The following is a 22,806-nucleotide window of genomic DNA, read 5'->3' on the forward strand; positions in this document are numbered from 1 at the left end:
TTCTTTCGCCACCCACCTACTACAATCAGGCGCAGACATCCGCACTGTTCAGGATCAGCTAGGCCATGCTGACCTTCGCACTACTCAAATCTACACCCACATTTTACAACGTGGTGGTAATTCTGTAGTAAGTCCTCTTTCTAGGCTTTGAACACGATCTCCTAGGCAATTACCCCATTAACAATAGGCTCAAACGCGGTAAGACTGTCCATTAATACCGCACTACCCAAACCATTTTGTGGAAATATATTGGCAAAGTTGCCTTGCTCACCATGTAGTGCCATATAATTTAAAATCACTGTTTCTACTAATAAATTAACATTGTTAGCGGCGGGCGTGGCGGCGGTTTCCACTGATGCGTCGTTGCGCATGTAACCTATTTGTTGATGTTGGGCTTGGGCATCAGCGGTTGCACCCATTAATTGTGGTGTACCGCCGGGGTTATAAACTAAAAAGAACGATGATGCGGTAGATGAATTGTCACCTGTCCATACGCCTTTGCCGCGACCATTAATTGAATCATCTATCATGCCGTTGCTGGCCACTGAGCCGTCACTGCACACATACATCATAAGTGGCACGCCCACTCGTGCGGCATATTCTAAACAGGCTCCCATACATCGGCCTGCCCGTAAATCGCGCACTTCGCCTGTGGCTCTGTCACCTGTGTGGTAATCAAACCCACCCATGGTGATAGTGCCTGCTCCTGCAAAACCATTGATCACTAATTTCATGGTCGAGGCGGTTTTTCGAAACTCACTATCACCGTCAAACTCTTGTTGGCTGAAAATCCCGCTTTCGCCCACTATGTCGGTATCCAGTTCAGGATTAAGAGAGGAGGGATCGCCAAATCTGTCGGCGATATCAGCACTTTTCACATAGCCACAATTAACGAGATCTTTTAACACATCGTCTGTGGTAATTTGGGTATTCACTTTGCCGAGTTTCATGGCGCTAATTCGTTGAATCGACTCCATCACAGCTACCGCGTCTTGCTGACTTAATAAACCCACTAAATCCCCTGTATCTACTAATCCGGTCACATCTGAAGGTCTGTCGACTTTAGTGGGGCGTTTGGAGGTGTCTATCATGGCTGCTGGTGCCATAGAATTGCCACCAGAGTCTGAATTACGGGAGCCGATTAAGGTTAACAATGAGCCATCAGAACCTACTTTATTGATGCCATACATAGGGTTGTGAGGGTTATTGCCGGTATCATTTTCAGAGCGGGCAGGAATAACCGCACCGTTCACATTGGCGCGGTTGGTCACATTTAATTTATCTTGAATACCCCGCAAAAACGCACTGTCTGAGTGAAAGGCCAAACCGAGTTCAGTATTGATAAAATCACTTAAACCCGTGTCTGGATTCGCAATAGAGGGGATGGTATCGCCGGGTAAACCTAGTTTGCTATACCCTGACGTACTCAGAAAATCTAATTGTCCGCCGCGGCCCCCCACTAATACATTGGAACCCGAAATATTGGCTCCGCCTGCTAAATCAAACACAATAAAAGGAATTTTTCCGGCACCTTGAGTGGCGATACCACAACTACTTTTTAGTGCTTCTAAATCTGGCGATAAAGCAGCATGAGTTTTACCCGGATTGGCAAACAAACTTAGCACTGAACCGCTAAGCACAGTGCCCATACCGGCCATAAAACCCTGAGCAATAAAATCACGGCGAGTCACCGGTTTGGCATGACAGGCATGATAAAGAGGGTCGTTTAGGCCGATTGGATTTTCATTTTTCATTTTCACCTCTTTAATTTTAAAAATTTATCACCGCTGAGAGCACTGAGTGCCGGGTGTCGCACACTGAGAAAAAGAGTTTAAGTACTATGATCTTTCCTCTGTGCCCTCTTTTTCCTCTGTGGTGTAAAATGCCTTTATGCAGTTCATTATTTTTATCTAACACTTATTGCATGGTTATCGCCGCACTGCCTAACGCACCAGCACACACTGCCTTGACGACCGTCTTGGTGTAATTGGCATCACATACTTTGTCGCCACTGCAGTCCGTTAAACGCGTGATTAAATTATCTAATTCATCGATAACATCGGTGTCATTTGGTTGGTCACTCAGACTGGTACCTAGCATATTGGTAGTGAGTGGAGTCAATATTAAGTGTCGGTCTTGGGTCGTAAACGCCGACGATGCATTTTGACTAAAATCAAAACCCGTAAAATAATTCTCTCTTAGGTTTTGAGTCTCCACTAGCTGGTCGCAATATTTTATCGCCATTTGGGTGACAGCCATCTGATTAGAGGCTAAAAATCCATCCATATTGGTCACAGATGGCAGCTGTTGTTTTAACTTTTCAAAGGCGGTTTTAACGGCTGAGTTGTTCATAGGTACAGTGGTTACTGCCGACATACTGGCATGTATTTCCGCAAAGTTACGCATACCAATTTGTGCTTGCGCTTGTAAGTCTGCGCTGGCCGCAGGGGCAGGGGGATCGGCTTCGACCACCACATTAGTTTGGTCAGCTAATACTTCAAAGGTCAGGAAAAACTCATCTACCCCAGCACCTTTTTCAACAGGGATAATGGTGCCCAAGGGCGATAATATTTGTCCTTGGCCTGCTACATAATCAGCTTGAGTGAGTTGAGTATCTAGATTTTGGTATACTTGGCCCCCGCTGGCTTGGCGGCCATTGATGCCAATGCGCATACCTTGCAACGGTATGTCTGTAATACTGGCATTGTTATCTAAGGTGACAAAGAAGGGTTCGCTAAATAAGTAGCTATAACTATCAAATTGACTGACCTCCAACACCACATAACTTTGGGCAATATTGGTGATGTCGCTCACTTCAAATAATAAGAAGAATTTTTGGCCAATACCCACATCAAAGTTTTGTGCCACTTGTTCAGAGCTTAATGTACGGTTATGGATGGCGACCATTCTTATGGACCCGGACCAAGGAATATCTCCAGATACTTCATTCCCTAACACCAACGCATAGCTGTCGTTCCAATCTGCAAAGTTGCCTGTTTCGGTGTTATCGGTATCACCGGTAAATTGGCCATTAACGAATATTTGTCTGCCATTGACCGCGTCATAATTAATAACCACATGTTGTAAACTGGCTTGTAACACTTCTGCAGCATCAGCTGTAGACAAAGCTGGTTGGCCGTTTAAATCTGTTTTATCGGTGCGTAATAGAGCGTTGTAGTTATATAAGGTTTGACCTAAGGTGAAATTACGGGTGTCGGCACCGCCCGAATAACTGATGATCCTTGCCGGACCTTCTTGGGTGACATTGGCAGGTACTACCCATGCTTCTATCGCAAATTCACCCGTTGCAGTGATCAGCTGGTGTAACTTTTTACTGCTAGTGGTTGACCCTTGGGCTTTACCGTTTGTTAACTGAATACCCCAACCGCCTATCCAGCTTACTGCACCATTTAGGGTGAGGTTGATAGCTGGCTCAACACCACTGGTATCAAATGCGGTTGTGCCGGAACCTGTCTTAAACTCCCATTTGGCTATGACATCCGTTTCAAAACGTCCGCCACCTGTGGCGAGTGTGCCATCAAAAAGGGTTAAGGCTTTACTGTTGATCAATGCCCCGTCTAACTCGGTAATAGCAATGCCATCGGCCATGGCTTGAATGGCGCTGATAAGGTCATTGGCATTGTCGCTGCAATCGCTCCAACAATTGTGAAATTCGTCCCGCACTCTGCCGACAAAGCGTGAAATACCGGGCGTGTCGAGACTAATTCTGGCCTTTGATGCGCCATACGCTTCGTCTATATCACTAGACGCAAAATACGGCGAGATAGGAATGGTGGCAGAGTTAGTGTGGCAATTGGCACAATAGGTTTCTAATAATGGGTAAACGGTGTCTGCAAAAAGCTGAGCATCTGCCGGGAAGTTTTTATTCGCACCCGGCTCTTTTGCGACCGGCGCTTCAAGTTGAATTTCTTTAGCGGTACTTTCTGTGGCGCCCCAGTTAGTGATCCATGTTGTCATAATATCGGCACAAGCGGCGTCACTGGTTAACCAACAGTTGTGTCCACCTGCTACTTTTGATACTAAGGCAGAATCTTCAGGGGAGGTGAAATTCACCAAAGCATTCGCTGCGCTGTAAGCCAAGTTAATATCATCATTACGTGCAAAGGCAGGTGACTGGTTATCTTGCACATGACAGGCACCGCAGCGTTCTTGTGAACTAATGTTGTCCCATAACGCCAATTTGAATTGAGTCACGTCTGGTGTTGATGCTACAGGACCGGAATAGGTGATGGGTGCGTTATCCAATGGCGCTGGCGCGGGTGTTTGTACCACATCAGCCGAGCCTCCTCCACAAGCAGTCAATAACGAAACCGTTAACACTACACCTAAGCTTACAAGCACCTTGTTTAGGTAATATGAAGGTAAAGAGGTCAGGTAATGGCGCATTCTTATTCCCCTTTACAGTAGTCAGCGGAATCCGCAAACACTTGTTTGATGTTATAGCCGGTGCTCGTAAATGTGTTGGTCATATTGGAAATTTGCATCCTGTCTGCCGAATCTTGTGGTGCACGTAAACAGATGTTTTTAAATACTTTGGTGACTTGGCAACCAGCAAACTGTTGGCTGCTGGCTAGCTCCTGGCCCATAGATTTAGCGCCGCTACCGTTATCAGGCAAGGACTGATCCCAACCGAGGTTTTTATTTAAACCCTGTCGCCAATAATTGCTCCAATCGTCGTTGGTAGTAATAAAACCATAGGGGAAATTATTGCTGTTGATATGATATTTACCTTGTGTCCGCGAACCCGTATCGGTATCGGTTTCTCCCACTTGGTTGTATTGCAGTGAGCCTTGTTCACCTTCGGGATCGCTGTCAATATTGTACTCGTAGTTGTAATAAGCAAATGCCTGCACCAGTGGATCCATGCCTGAGTGACAGCCCACACAAGAGTTATTAAATATGCGGCTATCACCACCGGGGCTGCGACTCACATCTTGGCGAATTCGGTCGGGACTGCGGCTAGTATCTTTCAAGCCTTCCAAATCAGTGCACATGTGATTGATTAAAGTAAAGCGAAACATGGCGCGATTGGTGCCGTCTTTAAAATATGACTTAGCAGCAGCACGGGTGGTCATTACACCTGCCGTTGCCTCTGCCGGTAAACCTGTCACCGCTGATTGGGTAGTGGCTTGCAATACTTGTTTTAAATCCGCACTTTGATCTTCCAAGGCCTGATAGTGGGCATTGCTAGTGTTGGAATACGCAGGTACACCCGCACTTGCAGCACCTATATATAAAATATCGCCACTGAGTATTTGCCTAAAATCAATTTCGTCCCGAGTGATGCCAATAACAGTCGCAGTGTAGTCATTCAAAGGTGCAAATACATCAGCGTCTTCATTGGTCCAAGGTGTTATCCAGTTTTTTAAGGTCACTGAATAAAAAGCTGGATTGTCCATTGCGATATCCGCTGCGCCGCGCACATCACCTGCACTAACCAGACTCTCCATTTGATCCAATACATCGTTATTTGGTGGCACACCTGCCAATCTGTCATGGATGCGTTTGGCTTGTTCTCTGGTGCCAGCAAAGGTGTGCGGTAGAGTGGTTAAACTGACAACAATTAATGCCCAACTGATAGCCTTTTTATTTACGCCAATTTGCCTGACTATTTGTTTCAAGTTGGAAATCCTCTTACCGTCAATAACGATTTATGTGCTTGGTATGGGTTTTAATCAATAAATCCATTGATGACAATACTACTGTTGCAAGTTAGGTTTAGTAATTCATACCTAAAAGCAGGGGTTGCAGTTAACACGTCTATTTCTCAGCGATAAATGCATTTAAATTAAATTCGAATTTGATTTAAAGCTTATAGTACGAAGAGCACGAATTACCCCATGTCGCTGAATACTTTGAATTGGTCAGCGTTTATGGGAAGTAAAGCAAATAGGATGATGAGTGCATCGGCACAAATGTTGCTTTTATCTGACTTTTTTTAATAAAAGCGATACATTACTTTACCTGATGGATTTGTTGAAGTTTAGTTAAATGCTTAATTATTAATACTCTAGGTGTTTTTGTGCCAGTGCTTTATGGTGTCGTTAATTTTATACATTCTGTATTGTGCTGAATATCGTAAAAATTATTTTAAATAAAGGCTAGACTCAATAGGCATTATTTCCGTGGTGTATAGATTAAGGTATTGAAAAACATTCCTAATGATAAAACCATGAATTGTTCCCCAAAGCGGTTAATGCAAGAATCTATCGCGTATTCATAGATAGAAAGTAGCTGCCTGTAGACAGTTTTTGACTACGACAGATACTGTTAGACTATTTACATTTTATTATCCATAGCGATTGCATTTTATTAACCATAGCGAAAATACCTTGAACCACTGGTCATTATCCACACTCACCCACTTTAGACTGACACGGGCAGTTGCTATTTTGCTATGTGCTCAAGTTATGGGCTGTGGCGGTGATCAAATATTAACCTCAGAGCAACAACCCGATCCCGTGGTAGTGGATGTTCCCATCGCTTATATCAAAAGGCCTGCGCCTTTAGATGAAGGTTCTGCATTGGTGGCACAAGACTTACGTATTCCCAATGACTTTTTGCCCGGTGCACAGTTGTTTATTAAACCAAGGGCATCGGTTAACGCCATTGAGAAAAATATTACAGACCGCGCATTTTTTACTGAAGAAGAAATAGTAGCAGCTTCAGAAATCAGCCCCTTAGCCGGTTATGATGTGAAAGATTTGGCGGTGTCTTATAACGGCACCCATTTGTTGTTTGCTATGCGTGCACCAGACATTGAAGATGCCGATGATGACGAACAGCCCAGCTGGAATATTTGGGAGTATGATCTAACCGCAGATACGCTGCGGCGTATTATTACCTCTGACTTAGAGGCTGGCTTTGGCCAAGACACTTCACCGACGTATTTACCCGATGGTCGCATTGTATTTAGCTCTACTAGGCAACAGGCTAATCAAGCTATTTTATTAGACGAAGGTAAACCCCAATATCAAGGGCTGGATGAAAACCGCGAGCAAATAGCCTCTGTATTACATGTCATGGATGCTGATGGCAGCGATATTCAGCAAATATCCTTTAATCAAAGTCACGATCTTAATCCCATGGTACTGCATTCAGGTAAAATTCTATTTAGCCGATGGGATAACGTGGCGAACAATAATAGTATCAACATCTATCAAATGAATGCTGACGGCAGTAGTTTAGAAATTGTGTACGGTCGACATAGTCATAACAGCGAACTGTCTGATGAGGTGTTGCAATTTACACAATTGAGGGAGCAGCCTAACGGTCAGTTATTGGCTGCGCTTAGGCCTTTTGTAAGCAATAGTTGGGGGGGCGAATACGTCAATATTGATATCACTAACTATATTGACAATACCATGCCAATTACTTCGCAAAACGGACTAAACGGGCCGGCGCAAGTATCGGCGTTATTTGACAATATTTTAATCGACGGCAGTATTTCAACTGGCGGTTTGTTTGCAGCGGTTTACCCACTTTGGGATGACAGTCAAAGGTTATTGTTTAGCTGGAGTCAATGTCGTGTATATGATCCCGAGCAGGTTTTAGATGAAAATGAAAGTGAAAGCGACGTTCGGACTATCCTACCCTGTGATGATGAATTATTAGCTAACCCACAAATTGAAACCGCACCCTTGTTATTCGGATTGTGGATCTTTGACCCCCTTGAAAATACTCAATTAGTGATCAATGTGCCTGAAGAAGGCCAGTTTTATACTGACATTGTGGCCATGCAGGCACGTGCTTTTCCCACAGACGCACAACAGGCTGAAGAATTTGACCAAGACTTAGCTAACAATGACTTAGGGCGGGTGCATATTAAAAGTGTCTATGATTTTTCTGGTATCGACGTCACAGCACAAGGCATTGCGGTTATGGCGGATCCCACTCAAACCCCTATTGGCGATAGACCCGCGCGATTTTTGCGAGTCGTAAAAGCCGTGTCCATTCCAAGTGAAGAGGTGCGAGATTTTGACAACTCTGCATTTGGACGCAGCCGCAATCAATTGATGCGAGAAATTATTGGTTATGTGCCCATTGAGCCAGATGGCTCGGTGTACTTTGATGCGCCCGCTAATGTGCCGTTGGCTTTCAGCATATTAGATGTAAACGGGAGACGAATAGGTGAAAGACATCAGAATTGGTTACAGTTGGCAGCCGGTGAAGTGCGCACCTGTAATGGTTGTCATAGTCAAAATAGTGAAGCCCCCCATGGTCGTGCAGATGCCGAAGCAGACAGCATTAACTTAGGCGCGGCGAATACTGGCAGCCCCTTTTTGAATACTAATCCAGCCTTATTTGCGGATTTAGGCGATACCATGGCGCAAACATCAGGTAAGATTAACGGTATCAACACTCCTTCTCAAGATATCAATTTTGCAGATATTTGGACTGACCCTGACATGCAAACCCCTGCAACCAGTTTCGCTTACCGCTACGCTGACTTACAATCTTCCTTACCTATTACTGCAGCTTGTGCTCTTGATTGGACAAGTTTATGCCGTATTCAAATTAATTTTCCCGAACATATTCAACCGATATTTTTAGTCGACAGGCAAGTGTTTGATGAAGACGGTTTGGTACTACTCGAAGATCGCAGTTGTTTAAGTTGCCATACACCTGAAGGCGCAGATGGTTTAGCACAAATACCTGCTGCCCAATTAGACTTGCGTGCCACCCCGTCTACAGACAACGCCGATTTTCTCAGCAGTTATCGAGAATTAATGTTTGGTGATAATGAACAAACGCTAATAGAAGGTGCACTCCTGGATAGACTGGTGATTGTCACAGATCAAAATGGCAATACTGTGTTTGAATTGGACGAAGAGGGCGAGTTAATACTGGATGCTGAGGGTAATGCTATCCCCGTAAATCAAACCGTAGCTGTGGGAAATAGTATGTCTGTGAATGGTGCCCGATCAAGCAACCGATTTTTTATTCCTTTTAACACCGGTGGAGCCCATGATGGATGGTTAACATCCTCTGAACTAAAGCTGTTATCTGAATGGTTAGATGTGGGTGGGCAGTATTACAATAACCCCTTTGCGGCGCCACTAAACTGATGTTAATGGGCTTCAAGCAGGTATTCATCAGCTCTTTGGGTTTAATCAAACTTAGCCTTGGGGTATGGCTAACGTTCGGATTAATGGTGAGTCAGGCCTTAGCGGATGAAACAGTGCAAGTGCAGGTTAAACAGCCTTTTATCGAATTGCATTCTGGTCCAGCGGGTGGTTTTCCTGTTATTCATGTGGCGGCAAAAAATCAATGGATCACGGTATTAAAACGCCGCACCAACTGGTTTAAAGTCGAAACAAATAAAGGTGTGCAAGGTTGGGTAAAACAAGACGCATTGCACATGACCCAAAGCAGTGCTGGTCAGCCGGTGAAATTGTCTGATGGTTCATTTGAGTCCTTTGCTCAGCGTAATGTTGAATTTGGCGCTTTAGGTGGTTCATTTGAAGGTGTGCCTTCGATGACGGTATTTGCTGATTGGGTGGCAACTGAAAACTTAGTCGCTGGTGTCAGTGTGACCCAAGCGCTGGGTGATTTATCTGAAAATCAATTTTTTCTAGTGCGAGTTCAACATACGACATTTCCCGAATGGCGAGTGTCGCCTTACGTGACTTTAGGCGCAGGAAAAATTCGCACTAAACCTAGAGCTAACTTAGTACAAGGTGGAGGTGAAACTCGCACCAGTGATTTATTAGCTGCAGGTGTTGGTTTGCGATATTACATGGCACAAAATTTTATGCTCAAGCTTGAGTATCAGCATCTTCAAGCTTTAACCGACAGAGACGTGAACGAGGATTTAGAACAATGGAAATTGGGATTCGCAGTTTTTTTCTAGCCCTGATAGCTACAGTGATGAGTTTTTCTTTGTTAGCGCAACAAAACATGCAACAAGACGTTGGGCCACAAAGGGCGCAACAAGAAGCACCACAAAGTGTTATCGAGCCTAGTGTTGAACGCCGAGATGTTAACGAAGCCAACATTGACTCAGAAAATTTTGAGTTTGGGATGTTGGTTGGCGTTATCAGCATAGAGGATTTTTCATCTAGTATGCTAGTGGGTGCTCGCGCGGCTTATCACGTCAATGAAGATTTTTTTGTTGAAGCCACTTACGGTCAAGCTGAAGGGGGAGAGACCAGTTTTGAAGTGCTCAGTGGTGGTGCGCCATTTTTAACGGATGAAGAACGAGAGTATCGCTATTACAACTTATCATTAGGTTACAACCTCAATGGTGAAACTTTTCTCACCGACCGCTGGGTGTTTAACTCTGCCACTTATCTCACACTAGGCGCTGGCAGTACCGAATTTGGTGGTGATGAAAGATTTACCCTGACCTTAGGGGCGGGTTATCGCCTGTTACTCACTGACTTTTTTGCTTTGCACATCAATATGAAAAACCATTTGTTTAATTCTGAGTTAATCGGAGAAGAAAAAACCACACAGAACATTGAATATGGCCTGGGTGCCACCTTCTTTTTTTAGTCCGTTGTTTACTTATTGAGAGACTATTATATGTCGTTATTTGTTAAAAAAAATCACCATGATATCAGTCCTAAATTCTATCCTCTTTTAGGTATGGTAATGGTTTCCTTAGCTGTTTTGTGCACATCAATTCACACCTTTGCAGCAGATGTAAAAGGGCCAGCACCAGACTTTACTTTGGCTAGTAAAGAGGGAGGCAATGTGCGTTTGCAAGAACAATTGGGTAACGTGGTGTTGATTAATTTTTGGGCATCTTGGTGTGGCCCATGTCGTGAAGAATTACCTTATTTAGAAGAATTGCAACAGGAATATGCCGATTTGGGTTTCACTATTTTAGCGGTCAATGTGGACGAAGACCCATCTAAAGCTGATATCTTGTTAAACGATATCCCTGTTTCGTTTCCGGTGTTATTTGATGTGAATGACGAAGTCAGCAAATTGTATGATGTGCAGGCTATGCCGACCACTGTGATAGTTGATCGCGATGGTAACCAACGTTTATTGCATCACGGTTATAAAAGTGGTGATGAAATGAAATATAAACAAGCCGTTAAAGCATTACTTCGGGAGTAAACAGTGAAGGCAATCAAAGCAAACCCATTGCGCTCGCTTTTGTTGATCATGGCATTCATGACATCCATGTTAACCAGTGGTTGTAGTAGCACCTTCGAACCTTGGGTGAAGCCTTACGAGCGTGACAATTTGGCTGACCCGATCATGAGCATGAATCGCAATCCTGTGTCGATGTCGTACACCCACCATGCTAATCAAGCACGGGAAGGTGCAAGAGGCGCTGAAGGTGGTGCAGGAGGCGGTTGTGGCTGTAATTAGGCGAAAAATGGCTAGTCCCAGTGGCACGGTAAGAAAATTGCCTGCTCGATTTATATTTGCCTGCTTTGTACTGGGATTGGCGGCTTGGCAAGCTTTTGCTGCCGTGTTACCACAAGACCGCTCTGATGCGATGTATCACTCCTATCAAGGGGGTGGCATGTCAATCGACGGACCGTCAATTTTATTGCGTAAAAAAATCGGTAACCATGTTTCTGTTTCTGCTAATTATTACGTCGATACTATTTCTGGTGCATCCATAGATGTGTTAGCCACTGCTAGTCCCTATGCAGAAGAGCGGACAGAAAATAGTGTGGGTGTTGATTTCCTTCATAATAAAACCTTGATGAGCTTGAACTACACCACTAGCTCAGAGAACGACTTTGAAGCTAAGTCGATTCACTTTGGCGTTAGCCAAGACTTTTTTGGTGACTTAACCACTTTGACTTTAGGTTATTCCAAAGGCAACGATGAAGTGGGTAAAACCGGTGATGATAGTTTTTTAGAACTAGCTGAACGCCAAAATTACCAACTCGGGATCACCCAAGTGATTACCAAGAACATGATAATAGGATTGAGTGTCGAGAACATATCCGATCAAGGGTATTTGAATAATCCTTATCGTTCAGTGCGCTTTTTAGATGCCACGAGCGCCCGTGGTTATCGTTTTGAAACCGAGGTTTACCCGAATACCCGCAGAAGTAATGCTGCCGCTATCACCGCTAACTATTATTTACCTTATCGCGCTTCAGTGTATGGCGAAGCTAAGATGTTTTCGGACTCCTGGGGTATTGAAGCGAATACAGTTAAGTTGGGTTATATCCATACCTTCGGCGAAGACTGGATTGTGGAATTACGGGCTCGACATTATCAACAAGACAAAGCTGATTTTTATCAGGATTTATATACGCGTAGTGCTGAATTTAATTTCCGAGCTCGGGATAAAGAAATGAGTACATTTAACAATTTATCTTTGGGTGTAAGCCTAACCTATGAATTTCAATTTTCAGCGGCTAATTTTTTCAAGAAGAGCACTATCAACCTCGATTTTGATCATGTTAACTATGACTATGATGATTTTAGAGATGTGCTTGCTATTGACGTACCCGTAGGTGCCGAGCCGCTTTATGCGTTTTCGGCCAATATCACACGTTTATATGTGTCCTTATTTTACTAGTGTCCTTTGATTGTCCAAGGGCTACAGGAAGTCTAACACCATGAGTTTTTATTCAGACAAAGCATCCAAAGATAATATTGTTCACTGGTTAATATCATTACTTGTTGGTTTTTTATTCAGTATCAGTTTGAACGTTAATGCTCAGCAAAGTGAGTCGCCAGCCAACAATACTGTGGCTGAACAATTACAACAACTGCGAAAAGAAGTGGTTGCCCTTAACCGAGACCTGTTTGTGTTGGAAGAGGACTTATTGTTTCCCTCTAGCACTCAAGTCGTGGTGTATCTTTCAATGGATATAGGCACTTATTTTAACTTAGACGCAGTGGAGCTGAAAATTGATGACAAGGTTGTTACCTATCATCTGTATACCGAAAAACAAATTCAAGCCTTGTTTAAAGGCGGTGTGCAAAAATTACATATCGATAATTTAGCCCAAGGCGAACATCAGCTTACAGCGTTTTTTATTGGCAAAGGGCCACAAGATAGAGATTACAAAAGAGCTACCAGTATCACCTTTACTAAAACCGCAGAGGCTAAATCCTTGGAGTTGAGCATTATTGATTCTAGTCTTAAACAACAGCCTATTTTTGAGGCGATTGAGCTTTAATATGTTGAAGTGGCTTAGGGCGTTAGGTTGTTGTTTTGCATGGGTGGCTAGTGTTCAAATTAGCGCCCAGCAAGCAACCCTACCCAATTCTGTGCAGATAGAAAAAGCTTACCAGCAAGTTTTGTATGAATATTATCAAGGCAATTTTTCCTTAGCATTGACCAAAATGGCGATACTAGAGCAGAAATTCCCCAATGGGTTGAACCAGATACCCGATTTTTTGAGTGGCTATCAAGTGGAGCCTGAGTTACTAAAAGGCGGTATGAGTTTGGCCTATGGTTTAGATAATCAAGCCGCTGATATTTTCCTGCGTTTATTAAAAAATAATATCGAACCTGATGTCACAGCCTATTCTTGGTTATTACTGGGTAAAACCTATTATCAAAAACGCCAGTTTTCAGACGCAGCTCAAGCTTTACAGCAAATTAGACATGACAATGCAGATAAGTATTTTGAGCCATCTTCCCGTGATAATTGGCTTTATATGCAATCCCAGTTACAGGGTTATTTATTGGGGCAGGGAGCTGAGGGTACTGATATTCAATGGTTAGAACAGTTATCAGAGGATTCCATTTATCGCGACTATGTTCAGTACAATCAAGCGTTAGCGTTGCTGCAAAAAGGGGAAAGCCAACAAGCCATAATTGGTTTATCTTCTTTGACAAATAACTCAAGTGGTTTTGTCAGTCGCTGGATGGGGTGGGCTGAGCCAATATTTAGTGCGAGCGATGAACAAAGTGTTGTAGCTGAGCGTGCTGCCATTCGCGACCGCGCTAACCTAACACTGGGTTACACCCTGCTACAACAGGGTGATCCTCATCAAGGGTTCAGAGTATTTGAAAAGATCCGCACCGAGGGTTTAGACGCAGAAGCCGCGTTATTAGGCTACGGATGGGCTGCAGCTCAAAAGGATGAATTACAAACTGCTTTGGCTATTTGGCAACGACTGATACACATGCCACAAAATAGTGAATACACCTTAGAGGCCTATTTAGCCAGCGCTTATGCCTACGAAACAGCGTTTGCACCAGGTCAATCATTACAGGTTTTACAATTGGGACTTGATCGCTTCAAACAGGCTTTAGTAGATCTTGATCAAGTCGCGCAGCAAGTAGATAAGCGCCAGTTTATTTTGGATTTATTACCCAACATAGCTAACTCGCAAAGAGCAGACGATGCTGAAAATGCAGAACACGCTGAAAATGTGTCCCTTAACACTAAAGGTCAGCAATTTAATACGGCCCAGCTGTTTGATAGTGTGTCTGTCAGTAATGAGTTTAGATCCGGACTGTCGGCATTAGAGCAAAGCCGAGATTTACAACAACAATTGCAAAGCTGGCAACAACGTATGCAGCAATACCATTTGATGTTGGACGAAAGGCAAGTTGAGCGACGCAAGCGCGCAAAACATATTTTACAAAATCGTACCTTAGATCAGTTGTCAGCACTGCAAGTTCAGCGCGATGCCTTGGCGCAAGTCATAGATACCGCTAAACAACAGCAAGATGGGCAAGTTTTTATGAGCCTGCAAAGTCAAAAGTGGTTAGACAGAGTCAAGCGTTCAGAAAAACGTTTAGCGACAATAACTCAGCTTAAAAAACAACTAGGTCAACCACCTTTAGATGACGCTTACCAGCGACGGGTAGATCGAGTGGCGGGGCGTTTAGTGTGGCAAGCAAGCGAAGCTTACTCGGCTAATACATGGCAAGCTCAGAAGGCTTTGAATCAACTAGACGCTGAAATAGCCAAAGCACAACAGCGTCAGCAGCAACTCCTTATACAACTAGCAGCCAAACCTGATTTTGCCAAGCAAAGACTGAGGGTCAGCGCTTTGGCGCAGCGAATTAACATTGAAATTGTCAAAAGCAATAGTGTGCAGGATGCACTGATTGAGCAGTTATCTGAGACCTTCAATCAGTTTATCCGAGCCCACAAACAAAAAATCAGTCAGTATATTTTACAAGCGCAATTAGCCATGGTGCGCTTGAATGATCAAGCGTTATTAAATGACAATGACAGCCCAACACCATTAAATGACACTTCAGTAAAAGAGGGTGACCAGCTATGAGATTGGGTCATTCACTGCTCGCTGTAGTCGGTCTGATGTTGCCGTTATCTGGATGCGGATTGTTTTCGGGTGAAAATTCACAACAAGTGGGGCAAGCGCCCTCAATAAGCAAACAAACTTTGGGCGATGTATATTTTGAGCCTTTGTCACTTGACTATACACCACTAGAGCAGCCGAAAACAGAATCCATGCGAGATGCCTATAAGGCTTTACTTGAAGTGGTGGGCGATCCGCTAATTAAAAAAATAGTGCAGTACCGGTTAGCCGACTTAGAAGTATCTCTGGCTGAGCAAAAACAAGAAGACGGTTCACCCATTGACTCAGTTGCAAGCAATGATAAGAAGGGCGGTTCTAACCAAGCCAGCCCAGCACCACATAAGTTATTTGATTTAGCCATAATGCAATACCAACAATTGCTGGTGGATCATCCACAAAACCCAGAAAACGTAGACGTGCTTTACCAGCTAGCTAAGGCCTATGAACAACAAGGTCAAATACAAGATAGTTTTGCCACTTTACAGCAGTTATTACAGCAATTCCCTGATAATGCCTACCTAGCTGAAACCCACTTTAGAATGGGGGAAGTTGAATTTAATCGTGCTAACTATCCATTAGCTATAGGTGCCTACAATAAGGTGTTAGCCCAAGGTGAACAAAACCCTTATTACGGCACCGCTGCTTACATGCTGGGCTGGAGTTATTTTAAAAATGAACAGCAAAGCGAAGCCTTAAAAGCATTTACTACCTTGCTCGACCATAAATTACCCAATCAAATTGTGGCCCAGCAGATGTTGTCGCAGGTAGACAGTCAAGCTCAAATTGAGCGTTTACCTGTGGGTGAAAAACGCTTGGTCAACGACACTATTCGTATTATGAGTTTGTTGTTTTCTTATCAGGACAGCCAGCTTTCTTATCAAAATATCGAAGTTGCACATGCAGCCCAGAGTGTCGCAGAGCATTTCAAACAAGTTGCAAGTAGGCATTATGAATATGTGTTGTACGACGCTTTGGCGCAACACTATCTGAATAACGACAGGTATCGTGATAGCGCTAAAACATATCAAGCCTTTACTGAAAACCATGGTGAACATTTTCAAGCCGCTATTTTTGCGGTAAAACAAATTGACGCTTACATCCTAGGTAAATTCCCTACTCTAGTTTTACCCGCCAAACAGGATTTTGTGACACGTTATGGTATTGCTGGCACGTATTGGCTTAATTGGCCGATTGTGTTGCAAGAACAAGTTGCACCATATTTAAACGAATATTTACAAGAGCTTGCACAATATGAGCATAGCCGCGGGCAGATGTTAGCCAGCGCTAGTCAAAAAACCACCCTTGAGGACAGTGATAAAAATCGACCCTCAGCTCAAAAGCTAAAAGCACAAGCCACACAAGCTTTGTTGTTAGCGTCAAAGTGGTATCAGCAATTTATTCTGACTTTCCCCAAAGATCAGCAAACCCCTGAATCAACCTATCGTTTAGGTGAGGCTTTATATGAAGCACAGCATTATGCAGAGTCTATTAATGCATTCGAACGTTATGCTTATCAGCATCTTCAACCTAATACCCATATCACCACTGCCCACCCCAAAGCAGCAGAAGCGGCTTATGCTGCTATTTTGGCTTACCAGAAAATTCAATTATTGCCTTTAACGTCTCTAGTCCCTTTAGACTCTCTTTACTCTCTTGACCCTCTTGACTATTTACCATTGCAAGATAATGACCAGCAGACTAGTTGGTTAGACAAACAGCTTATTGCTCAAGACAATTTTGTGAATAATTTTGTTGATGATCCTAGGGCGAGCGACATTTTGTACAGCAGCATGCAACAACTTTTTACCTTAAAACGTTATGATTTGGCTATTGCGGCGGCCACTAAACTGCTGGATTGGCACCTCAAAGTAGCATCTGATAAACGCCTAGCCAGTTATTTAGTGACAGGGCACAGTCAATTTGCGTTGCAGCAATATGCCCTTGGTGAATCTACCTATGACCAAATCCTACAATTGTTGCCAGATAATGATCGCCGTCGCCCAGATATTCGTGATCGTTTAGCCGCGAGCATTTACAAACAAGGTGAGCAGAAGGTTAGCTATAATTATTTACCCTTGGCCATTAACGATTTTTTGAGAGTGTTGGCTAAAACACCTGAGACGGCTATTCGTGTCAACGCACAATATGATGCCGCGACCTATTTGTTAGAGATGCAACAATGGCAGCAAGGTATTGACTTATTTGAGGACTTTAGACGCCGTTTTCCAAAGGATAAGTTGACAGCAAACATCCAAGATAAATTGATTATGGCTTATCAACAGAATAAAAACTGGCAACAAGCCGCTGATGAGTTATTGGTTTTACACCAAGCTAACCCTCAGTCTGAAGAGGGCAGGCAAGCCTTGTATGTGGCGGCGCAATATTTAAACAAAATTGATAACAGACAGCAGGCATTAGAGGCTTACCGCACTTATGCTCATAGTTATGCCATGCCTTTTGCTGAAGCCAACGAAGCTCGCTTCATTATGAGTGAGTTCTATGTTGCAAGTCATGAGCCCAGTAAGCGCCGTTTTTGGTTGAATAAATTAATTCAAGCAGACAAACAAGCACAACAATCGCCAGATATTGAACGGGATGATCGTACTCGGTATCTAGCAGCAATGGCATCCAATGTGTTTGCCGCTGAAACACTAGACCTGTACAAAAAAATTAAATTAACGCAGCCATTAAAAGCAAGCTTAACTAAGAAAAAAACGGCATTAAATAATGCGCTGAATGCCTACAACAAAACCTTGGATTATAAAGTCGAGGAATTCAGTACCTCAGCCAACTTTAGTATTGCCGATATTTATCATCAACTTGCCAAAGATTTGATGACATCCAGTAAGCCTAAAAACCTCAATGCCCTAGAGCTAGAACAATATGATTTATTGCTTGAAGAACAAGCTTACCCCTTTGAAGAAAAAGCCATCGACATTCATGAAACTAACGCGAAACGAAGTTGGCAAGGTAGTTATGATACTTGGGTCCAAAAGAGTTTCAGCGCTCTAGAAAAATTGCTTCCTGCCAGATATAACAAACCAGAAAAGAGCGTGGAGGTCACGGATGAAATTAACTAATGTGTTTGTTGTTTTGATGGGGATGAGTATCACATTACTAAACGGCTGTGCTACTTTATTCCCTGTTGATGAAACAGATAAAAACGTTTCACAAGCCTCGGTAGTGTCATTAACACCACTGCAATCTAGGGCGAAGGTTTTACAGGCACTGCCTAATCTATATAAAACACAGGCGAACAAAAATAAATCTAGTGCCAAGATCCTAAATCAATTTAAAGCGGCTTTGTTGTTAAAGCAGCAAGGTCAGTTCCCCCAAGCTAGGGATAGGTTTATTGCCATGTCTGAACTACACCCAGACCTTTCAGGTATATGGTTGCAATTAGCCTTGTTGGTCAAGCAACAAAACAACGACCATTTGCAACAACAACAACAACAACAACAACAACAACAACAACAACAGCAGCAACAACAACAACAACAGCAACAGCAACAGCAACAGCAACAGCAACAGCAACAGCAACAGCAACACCAAGATATGACGAGATATCTTAATAACGCTATTTCTGCTAATCCATTAAATTACCTAGCCCACAACGAATTTGCTATGGTGTTGCGTCAACAAGGACAATTTCAGCAGGCATTAAGCCATTATGAATTAGCCATAAAAAGCTGGCCTGCTTTTGCAGAGGGATATCTCAATCGCGGCATACTATACGACCTATACATGGGGGGAAAGTCTCTGGCACTGGATGATTATGAGCTTTATCAAGCTTTGACCAATGACAGTTCACGGCAATTAAAAGGTTGGATAATTGATTTACAGAGGCAAATTAAGCATGCCCAACAGGACACTCAAACGGGAGCGATGTTATGATCCACCCACAACGTTATTTAGGCGCTTATTTAACCGCTATGTGTGTCGCTCTGTCTTTAGGTTTTTTTGGTAATATAGTTAACGCCCAAGAGCCTGCAGTCATCCAGTTAGAAGAGACCATACGGGGTAATCAAGAGCAGCCCAAAGTGCTGACGATAGTGCCGTGGCAATCGCCTAAAACCAAACAAGCTTTGCCTAGCCCTATTGTTGATCGAATTAATAAGTCGTTTGTGCCGCTACAACGGGAAGAACTCAAGCGTCAAATTCACATACTAAATAAAAAAAACATACCCCAGCCTTAAGGTTAATACCTATAGGCTTTGGGCGAAAAGATATAATGAACAGATTACATAGTAGGAGTCAGTGATGGAATTTTTTGAAGTAGTAGTAAGATTTTTTCAAGAGGGAGGTGCGTTTATGTTTCCTATTGCGGTTGTGTTGGCAATAGGCCTAGCGATAGCAATAGAGCGGTATTTCTTTTTAAGTTTTTCTAAAAGTGTCAATAAGAAAGCGTTTAAACAAATGGAACCCCTACTGAATAAACACGATTACACTGGGGTATTAAGTTTTGCTAGTAGTGATAAAGCGCCGATTAGCCGCATAATTGGGGCCGGTATGGCACGTTTGAATCACAGTCAAAGGCGTGAGGATATCGAATATGCGATGGAAGAAGGTTTGATGGAAACCACACCTCGCCTTGAAAAACGTACTGCTTATTTGGCGACCTTGGCGAATATCTCAACTTTGTTAGGCTTACTGGGCACCATTATTGGTTTGATTGCTGCTTTTTCAGCTGTGGCAACCGCTGACCCATCAGAAAAAGCCAGCTTGTTGTCCCAGAGCATCTCGGTGGCGATGAATACTACCGCCTTTGGTTTGATTGCGGCTATTCCACTTTTGGCTTTTCATTCGGTGTTACAAACCAAAACCACTGAAATCATCGACAGCATGGAAATGGCTGGGGTGAAATGTTTGAACGCATTGATAGCCCGGAATGATCTGAATACCCAATCACGTTCTTCAGATGACAATCGATAGATTTCTATTAATAGATAATGATCACTAGATAACGATTAATAGATCATGCCAACAAATTATCCAAGTATAGGAATAAGTTATGGCGCGTAGAGCTAAATTCGGACGTGGTAGTCGAGGCATCAAAAAAGACGCTGAGCTGGACATCACCTCTTTTATGAATTTGATGATAGTACTGGTGCCAGTATTATTGATGATGATGGTGTTCTCGCGGATTACCGTTTTAGAACTTGCTTTGCCGCAGCTTGGTGAAGCCAATGAACAAAATATTGATGTAAAAGATCAGCGTTTGGAGCTGGTGGTAAGAGCGGACAGTATTGCCGTTTATTACCCTCAAGGGTATCTAGTGAAAGAGTTAGTAGTTACCGAACAAGGCTATGATTATCTGGCCTTACAAATGGTCCTTAGGCAAATTAAGCAGACTCTGATAAACAAAAACATTGATAAAAAAGCCGCTACTTTGTTATTAGAAGAAGACATTCCTTATCAAGTGATTGTGGCATTAATGGATACCACTCGTTCATACCAAGATGTATTAATTGCCTCTGTAGTGGACGCTGAACTTTTTCCCGAAATTTCCCTAGGAGATGCGCCAATCGATATTGCTCCTGTCGCATCCAATGAGTCTTTGGGGAGTGCAAAATGAAAAGATCAGCAAGAGCTATGCGTATGGAACGTCATCACAAACGTATGGCTAAAGATTCCAAACTCAGCTTAGTTTCTCTGATGGATATTTTTACTATTCTGGTGTTTTTCTTGATGGTTAATGCATCTGAAGTGCAAGTGTTACAAAACAGCAAAAGTGTTGAGTTGCCTGAATCGACTGCACAACAAGGGGCTAAAGAAACCCTGATCTTGATGGTTAACAATAACGATCTGATTTTACAAGGCCAGAAATTAGCCGACGTAAAAACTATTCTGAATCAAAACGACGACCTGATACCTGAACTGGCTACCGAGCTGGCATACCAAATTAATCGAACAGGTAACAGCGGCGACAAAGATCCCGATGGCAACGATATCGAAAGAGCGATTACCATTATGGGCGATAAGAATATTCCCTATACCTTGCTCAAACGTATTATGCAGACATGCGCTCAAGCAGGGTTTACTAATATATCTTTGGCTGTTGAAGGGCAAGAGCCAGCCCTGCAGCCCAATGAAAGCAAATTGAATAATGTGGCTGCGGCTCAAGGTGAAGAGTTATGAATGCGGCCGCTATGAATGTGCACACCGCCACTGCTAACAGTAAAATGTCAGAGCCCAATTCCTTTATTACAATACTGCCATGGTCGTCAAGTGAGCTGGAAAATAAACGTTTTAAAGCTATCACCGCTGTTGTTTTGTGCATCACTTTGGCCTTTGCGGCAATGGTGAAATGGCAGGAGTTACCAGAACGCCCTCGTGCTGAAAAAGAAAAAGTACCTGCCCAGTTAACGCGTTTAATGACGCCTAGGAAAGTCGAATCACCTAAGCCTATTCCAGTGCCAATCCCTAAGCCGGTCATACCAAAGCCATTGCCTGAGCCTAAGATTGAAAAACCAAAACCTGTGCCACCTAAACCAACAGAGCCAAAGAAGGCAGCACCCAAAGAAATCAAAAAAGTGCCGCCTAAACCGGTTAAGTTAAAAGTGCCCACACAAGCAGAAATAACCGAACAAGCTAAAACCAAAGCCAAACAATCAGGATTGTTGGCCTTCCAAGATGATTTAGCCAGTATGCGAGACAACGTCAGCCTGAGTAATTTAGCTGATACCAACACCATTAAAGGTGCAGGAACCAGTAATCAAACCCAGCGTAAATTTATCGGTAAGAAAGTAACGGGAAATAGTGGCGGTGTAGATACCAGTAATTTGACGACTAATATCGGCTCAAGGGGGGAACTGGCAGGACGAAAGAACACTGAATATGTGGCACCTAGTGAAGGTTTAGCATCATTGGCAGCTAAGCAAGTTGTAACCGAAGACAGTGTGTTGGGTAGCCGCCAAACTGAAAATATCCGCAAGGTGCTTGATGCTAACAAGGGAGCAATTTATGCCATTTACCGTAAAGCGTTACGCTCAGACCCTAGTTTGCAAGGTAAGGTCACCGTTAAATTAAGCATAGAGCCAAATGGTGGCGTATCTAACGTTGAACTAGTGTTTAGCGAACTTGATTCAACCGATGTTGAAAACAAATTACTCAGTCGCATTAAACTCATTAATTTTGGTGAACAAAACGTTAGCCTTACGCTACTGGATTATTCGTTTAATTTTTTACCCTTCTAAGGTAGCGACTAGATGTTCAACCAACATGGCGATTTTAACATAACACTTCAGGGTGATATTTTGTTTGTGGTTGTGACAGGCCCATGGAATGCCGAAACAGCAAATGCTTACAGAGCGGCCATCCTTAAAACCATTGAGCCTGGTAAAGGTAAACTTTGGGGTTTTATGATTATTTACCCCGGTCCATTCTCGAGCCATGGGCAGAAATGCGAAAATATCGATTTAAAAATCTAGTGGTTGAAGATAAACACCTACTCTATTATCCACCTGCCATGTATTTTTTCGTTCAAAAAAATAACCACACTTTAGTTCAGAGACTGGAATATGGCTTAAATCAAGCTATTGATGACGGCAGTTTCGACACACTCCTATATTC

The 22,806-nt window shown here is 43.2% G+C and carries 20 protein-coding genes; 17 read left to right on the top strand and 3 right to left on the bottom strand.

What is annotated here, in order from left to right; genetic code table 11:
- The coding region (locus tag CXF95_RS11080; protein WP_157828129.1) for a tyrosine-type recombinase/integrase at positions 1-151 on the top strand (151 nt) is incomplete at its 5' end.
- A gap of 10 nt (positions 152-161) precedes the next feature.
- On the opposite strand, the gene CXF95_RS11085 is transcribed toward CXF95_RS11080, so the two are convergent.
- The 3 genes from CXF95_RS11085 to CXF95_RS11095 all read right to left on the bottom strand — a co-directional run bounded on the left by CXF95_RS11085 (position 162) and on the right by CXF95_RS11095 (position 5,642).
- Positions 162-1,754 (bottom strand): general secretion pathway protein GspF, encoded by a 1,593-nt coding sequence (locus CXF95_RS11085; RefSeq protein ID WP_101198783.1) that lies wholly within the window; start codon positions 1,752-1,754, stop codon positions 162-164.
- A 163-nt stretch (positions 1,755-1,917) separates the two neighbouring features.
- Complete coding sequence (locus tag CXF95_RS11090) at positions 1,918-4,407, bottom strand: LamG domain-containing protein (RefSeq protein WP_101198784.1); 2,490 nt, start codon at positions 4,405-4,407, stop codon at positions 1,918-1,920.
- A gap of 2 nt (positions 4,408-4,409) precedes the next feature.
- Positions 4,410-5,642 (bottom strand): hypothetical protein, encoded by a 1,233-nt coding sequence (locus tag CXF95_RS11095; RefSeq protein ID WP_101198785.1) that lies wholly within the window; start codon positions 5,640-5,642, stop codon positions 4,410-4,412.
- A 711-nt stretch (positions 5,643-6,353) separates the two neighbouring features.
- On the opposite strand from CXF95_RS11095, the gene CXF95_RS11100 reads away from it, so the two are divergent.
- The 16 genes from CXF95_RS11100 to CXF95_RS30545 all read left to right on the top strand — a co-directional run bounded on the left by CXF95_RS11100 (position 6,354) and on the right by CXF95_RS30545 (position 22,664).
- Positions 6,354-9,089, top strand: coding sequence for a hypothetical protein (locus CXF95_RS11100; protein ID WP_232787784.1), 2,736 nt, complete (start codon positions 6,354-6,356; stop codon positions 9,087-9,089).
- Positions 9,090-9,124: 35 nt separating this feature from the next.
- On the top strand, positions 9,125-9,874 hold the full coding sequence (locus CXF95_RS11105; protein WP_232787785.1) for an SH3 domain-containing protein: 750 nt from the start codon (positions 9,125-9,127) through the stop codon (positions 9,872-9,874).
- Positions 9,844-10,518, top strand: a complete 675-nt coding sequence (locus CXF95_RS11110) for an outer membrane beta-barrel domain-containing protein (protein ID WP_101198787.1) — start codon at positions 9,844-9,846, stop codon at positions 10,516-10,518. Before CXF95_RS11105 ends, CXF95_RS11110 begins: the two co-directional genes overlap by 31 nt.
- A 93-nt stretch (positions 10,519-10,611) precedes the next feature.
- Positions 10,612-11,091, top strand: a complete 480-nt coding sequence (locus CXF95_RS11115; protein WP_232787846.1) for a TlpA disulfide reductase family protein — start codon at positions 10,612-10,614, stop codon at positions 11,089-11,091.
- 3 nt (positions 11,092-11,094) lie between these two features.
- Complete coding sequence (locus CXF95_RS11120) at positions 11,095-11,349, top strand: DUF4266 domain-containing protein (protein ID WP_101198789.1); 255 nt, start codon at positions 11,095-11,097, stop codon at positions 11,347-11,349.
- 7 nt (positions 11,350-11,356) lie between these two features.
- A complete protein-coding gene (locus tag CXF95_RS11125; protein ID WP_198556568.1) occupies positions 11,357-12,523 on the top strand; it encodes a DUF3570 domain-containing protein in 1,167 nt (388 codons plus the stop codon).
- A gap of 40 nt (positions 12,524-12,563) precedes the next feature.
- On the top strand, positions 12,564-13,130 hold the full coding sequence (locus CXF95_RS11130; protein WP_101198790.1) for a hypothetical protein: 567 nt from the start codon (positions 12,564-12,566) through the stop codon (positions 13,128-13,130).
- A gap of 1 nt (position 13,131) precedes the next feature.
- Positions 13,132-15,198, top strand: coding sequence for a lipopolysaccharide assembly protein LapB (locus CXF95_RS11135; RefSeq protein ID WP_101198791.1), 2,067 nt, complete (start codon positions 13,132-13,134; stop codon positions 15,196-15,198).
- Positions 15,195-18,314, top strand: a complete 3,120-nt coding sequence (locus CXF95_RS11140; RefSeq protein WP_101198792.1) for a tetratricopeptide repeat protein — start codon at positions 15,195-15,197, stop codon at positions 18,312-18,314. The genes CXF95_RS11135 and CXF95_RS11140 overlap by 4 nt, the downstream gene beginning before the upstream one ends.
- On the top strand, positions 18,301-19,128 hold the full coding sequence (locus CXF95_RS11145; RefSeq protein WP_101198793.1) for a tetratricopeptide repeat protein: 828 nt from the start codon (positions 18,301-18,303) through the stop codon (positions 19,126-19,128). The genes CXF95_RS11140 and CXF95_RS11145 overlap by 14 nt, the downstream gene beginning before the upstream one ends.
- The gene (locus CXF95_RS11150) at positions 19,125-19,430 is read left to right on the top strand and encodes a hypothetical protein (RefSeq protein WP_232787786.1); all 306 of its coding nucleotides are present in this window, start codon (positions 19,125-19,127) and stop codon (positions 19,428-19,430) included. The genes CXF95_RS11145 and CXF95_RS11150 overlap by 4 nt, the downstream gene beginning before the upstream one ends.
- Before the next feature lie 64 nt (positions 19,431-19,494).
- The gene (locus tag CXF95_RS11155) at positions 19,495-20,166 is read left to right on the top strand and encodes a MotA/TolQ/ExbB proton channel family protein (protein ID WP_101198794.1); all 672 of its coding nucleotides are present in this window, start codon (positions 19,495-19,497) and stop codon (positions 20,164-20,166) included.
- 79 nt (positions 20,167-20,245) lie between these two features.
- Positions 20,246-20,809: a biopolymer transporter ExbD gene (locus CXF95_RS11160; protein ID WP_101198795.1), complete on the top strand. Its 564-nt coding sequence runs from the start codon at positions 20,246-20,248 to the stop codon at positions 20,807-20,809.
- On the top strand, positions 20,806-21,372 hold the full coding sequence (locus CXF95_RS11165) for a biopolymer transporter ExbD (protein WP_101198796.1): 567 nt from the start codon (positions 20,806-20,808) through the stop codon (positions 21,370-21,372). The genes CXF95_RS11160 and CXF95_RS11165 overlap by 4 nt, the downstream gene beginning before the upstream one ends.
- On the top strand, positions 21,369-22,430 hold the full coding sequence (locus tag CXF95_RS11170) for an AgmX/PglI C-terminal domain-containing protein (RefSeq protein WP_101198797.1): 1,062 nt from the start codon (positions 21,369-21,371) through the stop codon (positions 22,428-22,430). Before CXF95_RS11165 ends, CXF95_RS11170 begins: the two co-directional genes overlap by 4 nt.
- Positions 22,431-22,442: 12 nt before the next feature.
- Positions 22,443-22,664 (top strand): hypothetical protein, encoded by a 222-nt coding sequence (locus tag CXF95_RS30545; RefSeq protein ID WP_232787787.1) that lies wholly within the window; start codon positions 22,443-22,445, stop codon positions 22,662-22,664.
- The last annotated feature ends 142 nt before the right edge of the window (positions 22,665-22,806 follow it).

The organism is Paraglaciecola sp. MB-3u-78 (assembly GCF_002835935.1).
In the GTDB taxonomy this organism is placed as follows: domain Bacteria; phylum Pseudomonadota; class Gammaproteobacteria; order Enterobacterales; family Alteromonadaceae; genus Paraglaciecola.

Excerpts from the sequence above, each read along its gene's own strand:
- CXF95_RS11085 (WP_101198783.1), bottom strand. The coding sequence starts at position 1,754 with ATGAAAAATGAAAATCCAATCGGCCTAAACGACCCTCTTTATCATGCC.
- CXF95_RS11090 (WP_101198784.1), bottom strand. The coding sequence starts at position 4,407 with ATGCGCCATTACCTGACCTCTTTACCTTCATATTACCTAAACAAGGTG.
- CXF95_RS11110 (WP_101198787.1), top strand. The coding sequence starts at position 9,844 with ATGGAAATTGGGATTCGCAGTTTTTTTCTAGCCCTGATAGCTACAGTG.
- CXF95_RS11115 (WP_232787846.1), top strand. The coding sequence starts at position 10,612 with ATGGTAATGGTTTCCTTAGCTGTTTTGTGCACATCAATTCACACCTTT.
- CXF95_RS11125 (WP_198556568.1), top strand. The coding sequence starts at position 11,357 with ATGGCTAGTCCCAGTGGCACGGTAAGAAAATTGCCTGCTCGATTTATA.
- CXF95_RS11130 (WP_101198790.1), top strand. The coding sequence starts at position 12,564 with ATGAGTTTTTATTCAGACAAAGCATCCAAAGATAATATTGTTCACTGG.
- CXF95_RS11135 (WP_101198791.1), top strand. The coding sequence starts at position 13,132 with ATGTTGAAGTGGCTTAGGGCGTTAGGTTGTTGTTTTGCATGGGTGGCT.
- CXF95_RS11140 (WP_101198792.1), top strand. The coding sequence starts at position 15,195 with ATGAGATTGGGTCATTCACTGCTCGCTGTAGTCGGTCTGATGTTGCCG.
- CXF95_RS11145 (WP_101198793.1), top strand. The coding sequence starts at position 18,301 with ATGAAATTAACTAATGTGTTTGTTGTTTTGATGGGGATGAGTATCACA.
- CXF95_RS11150 (WP_232787786.1), top strand. The coding sequence starts at position 19,125 with ATGATCCACCCACAACGTTATTTAGGCGCTTATTTAACCGCTATGTGT.
- CXF95_RS11155 (WP_101198794.1), top strand. The coding sequence starts at position 19,495 with ATGGAATTTTTTGAAGTAGTAGTAAGATTTTTTCAAGAGGGAGGTGCG.
- CXF95_RS11160 (WP_101198795.1), top strand. The coding sequence starts at position 20,246 with ATGGCGCGTAGAGCTAAATTCGGACGTGGTAGTCGAGGCATCAAAAAA.
- CXF95_RS11165 (WP_101198796.1), top strand. The coding sequence starts at position 20,806 with ATGAAAAGATCAGCAAGAGCTATGCGTATGGAACGTCATCACAAACGT.
- CXF95_RS11170 (WP_101198797.1), top strand. The coding sequence starts at position 21,369 with ATGAATGCGGCCGCTATGAATGTGCACACCGCCACTGCTAACAGTAAA.
- CXF95_RS30545 (WP_232787787.1), top strand. The coding sequence starts at position 22,443 with ATGTTCAACCAACATGGCGATTTTAACATAACACTTCAGGGTGATATT.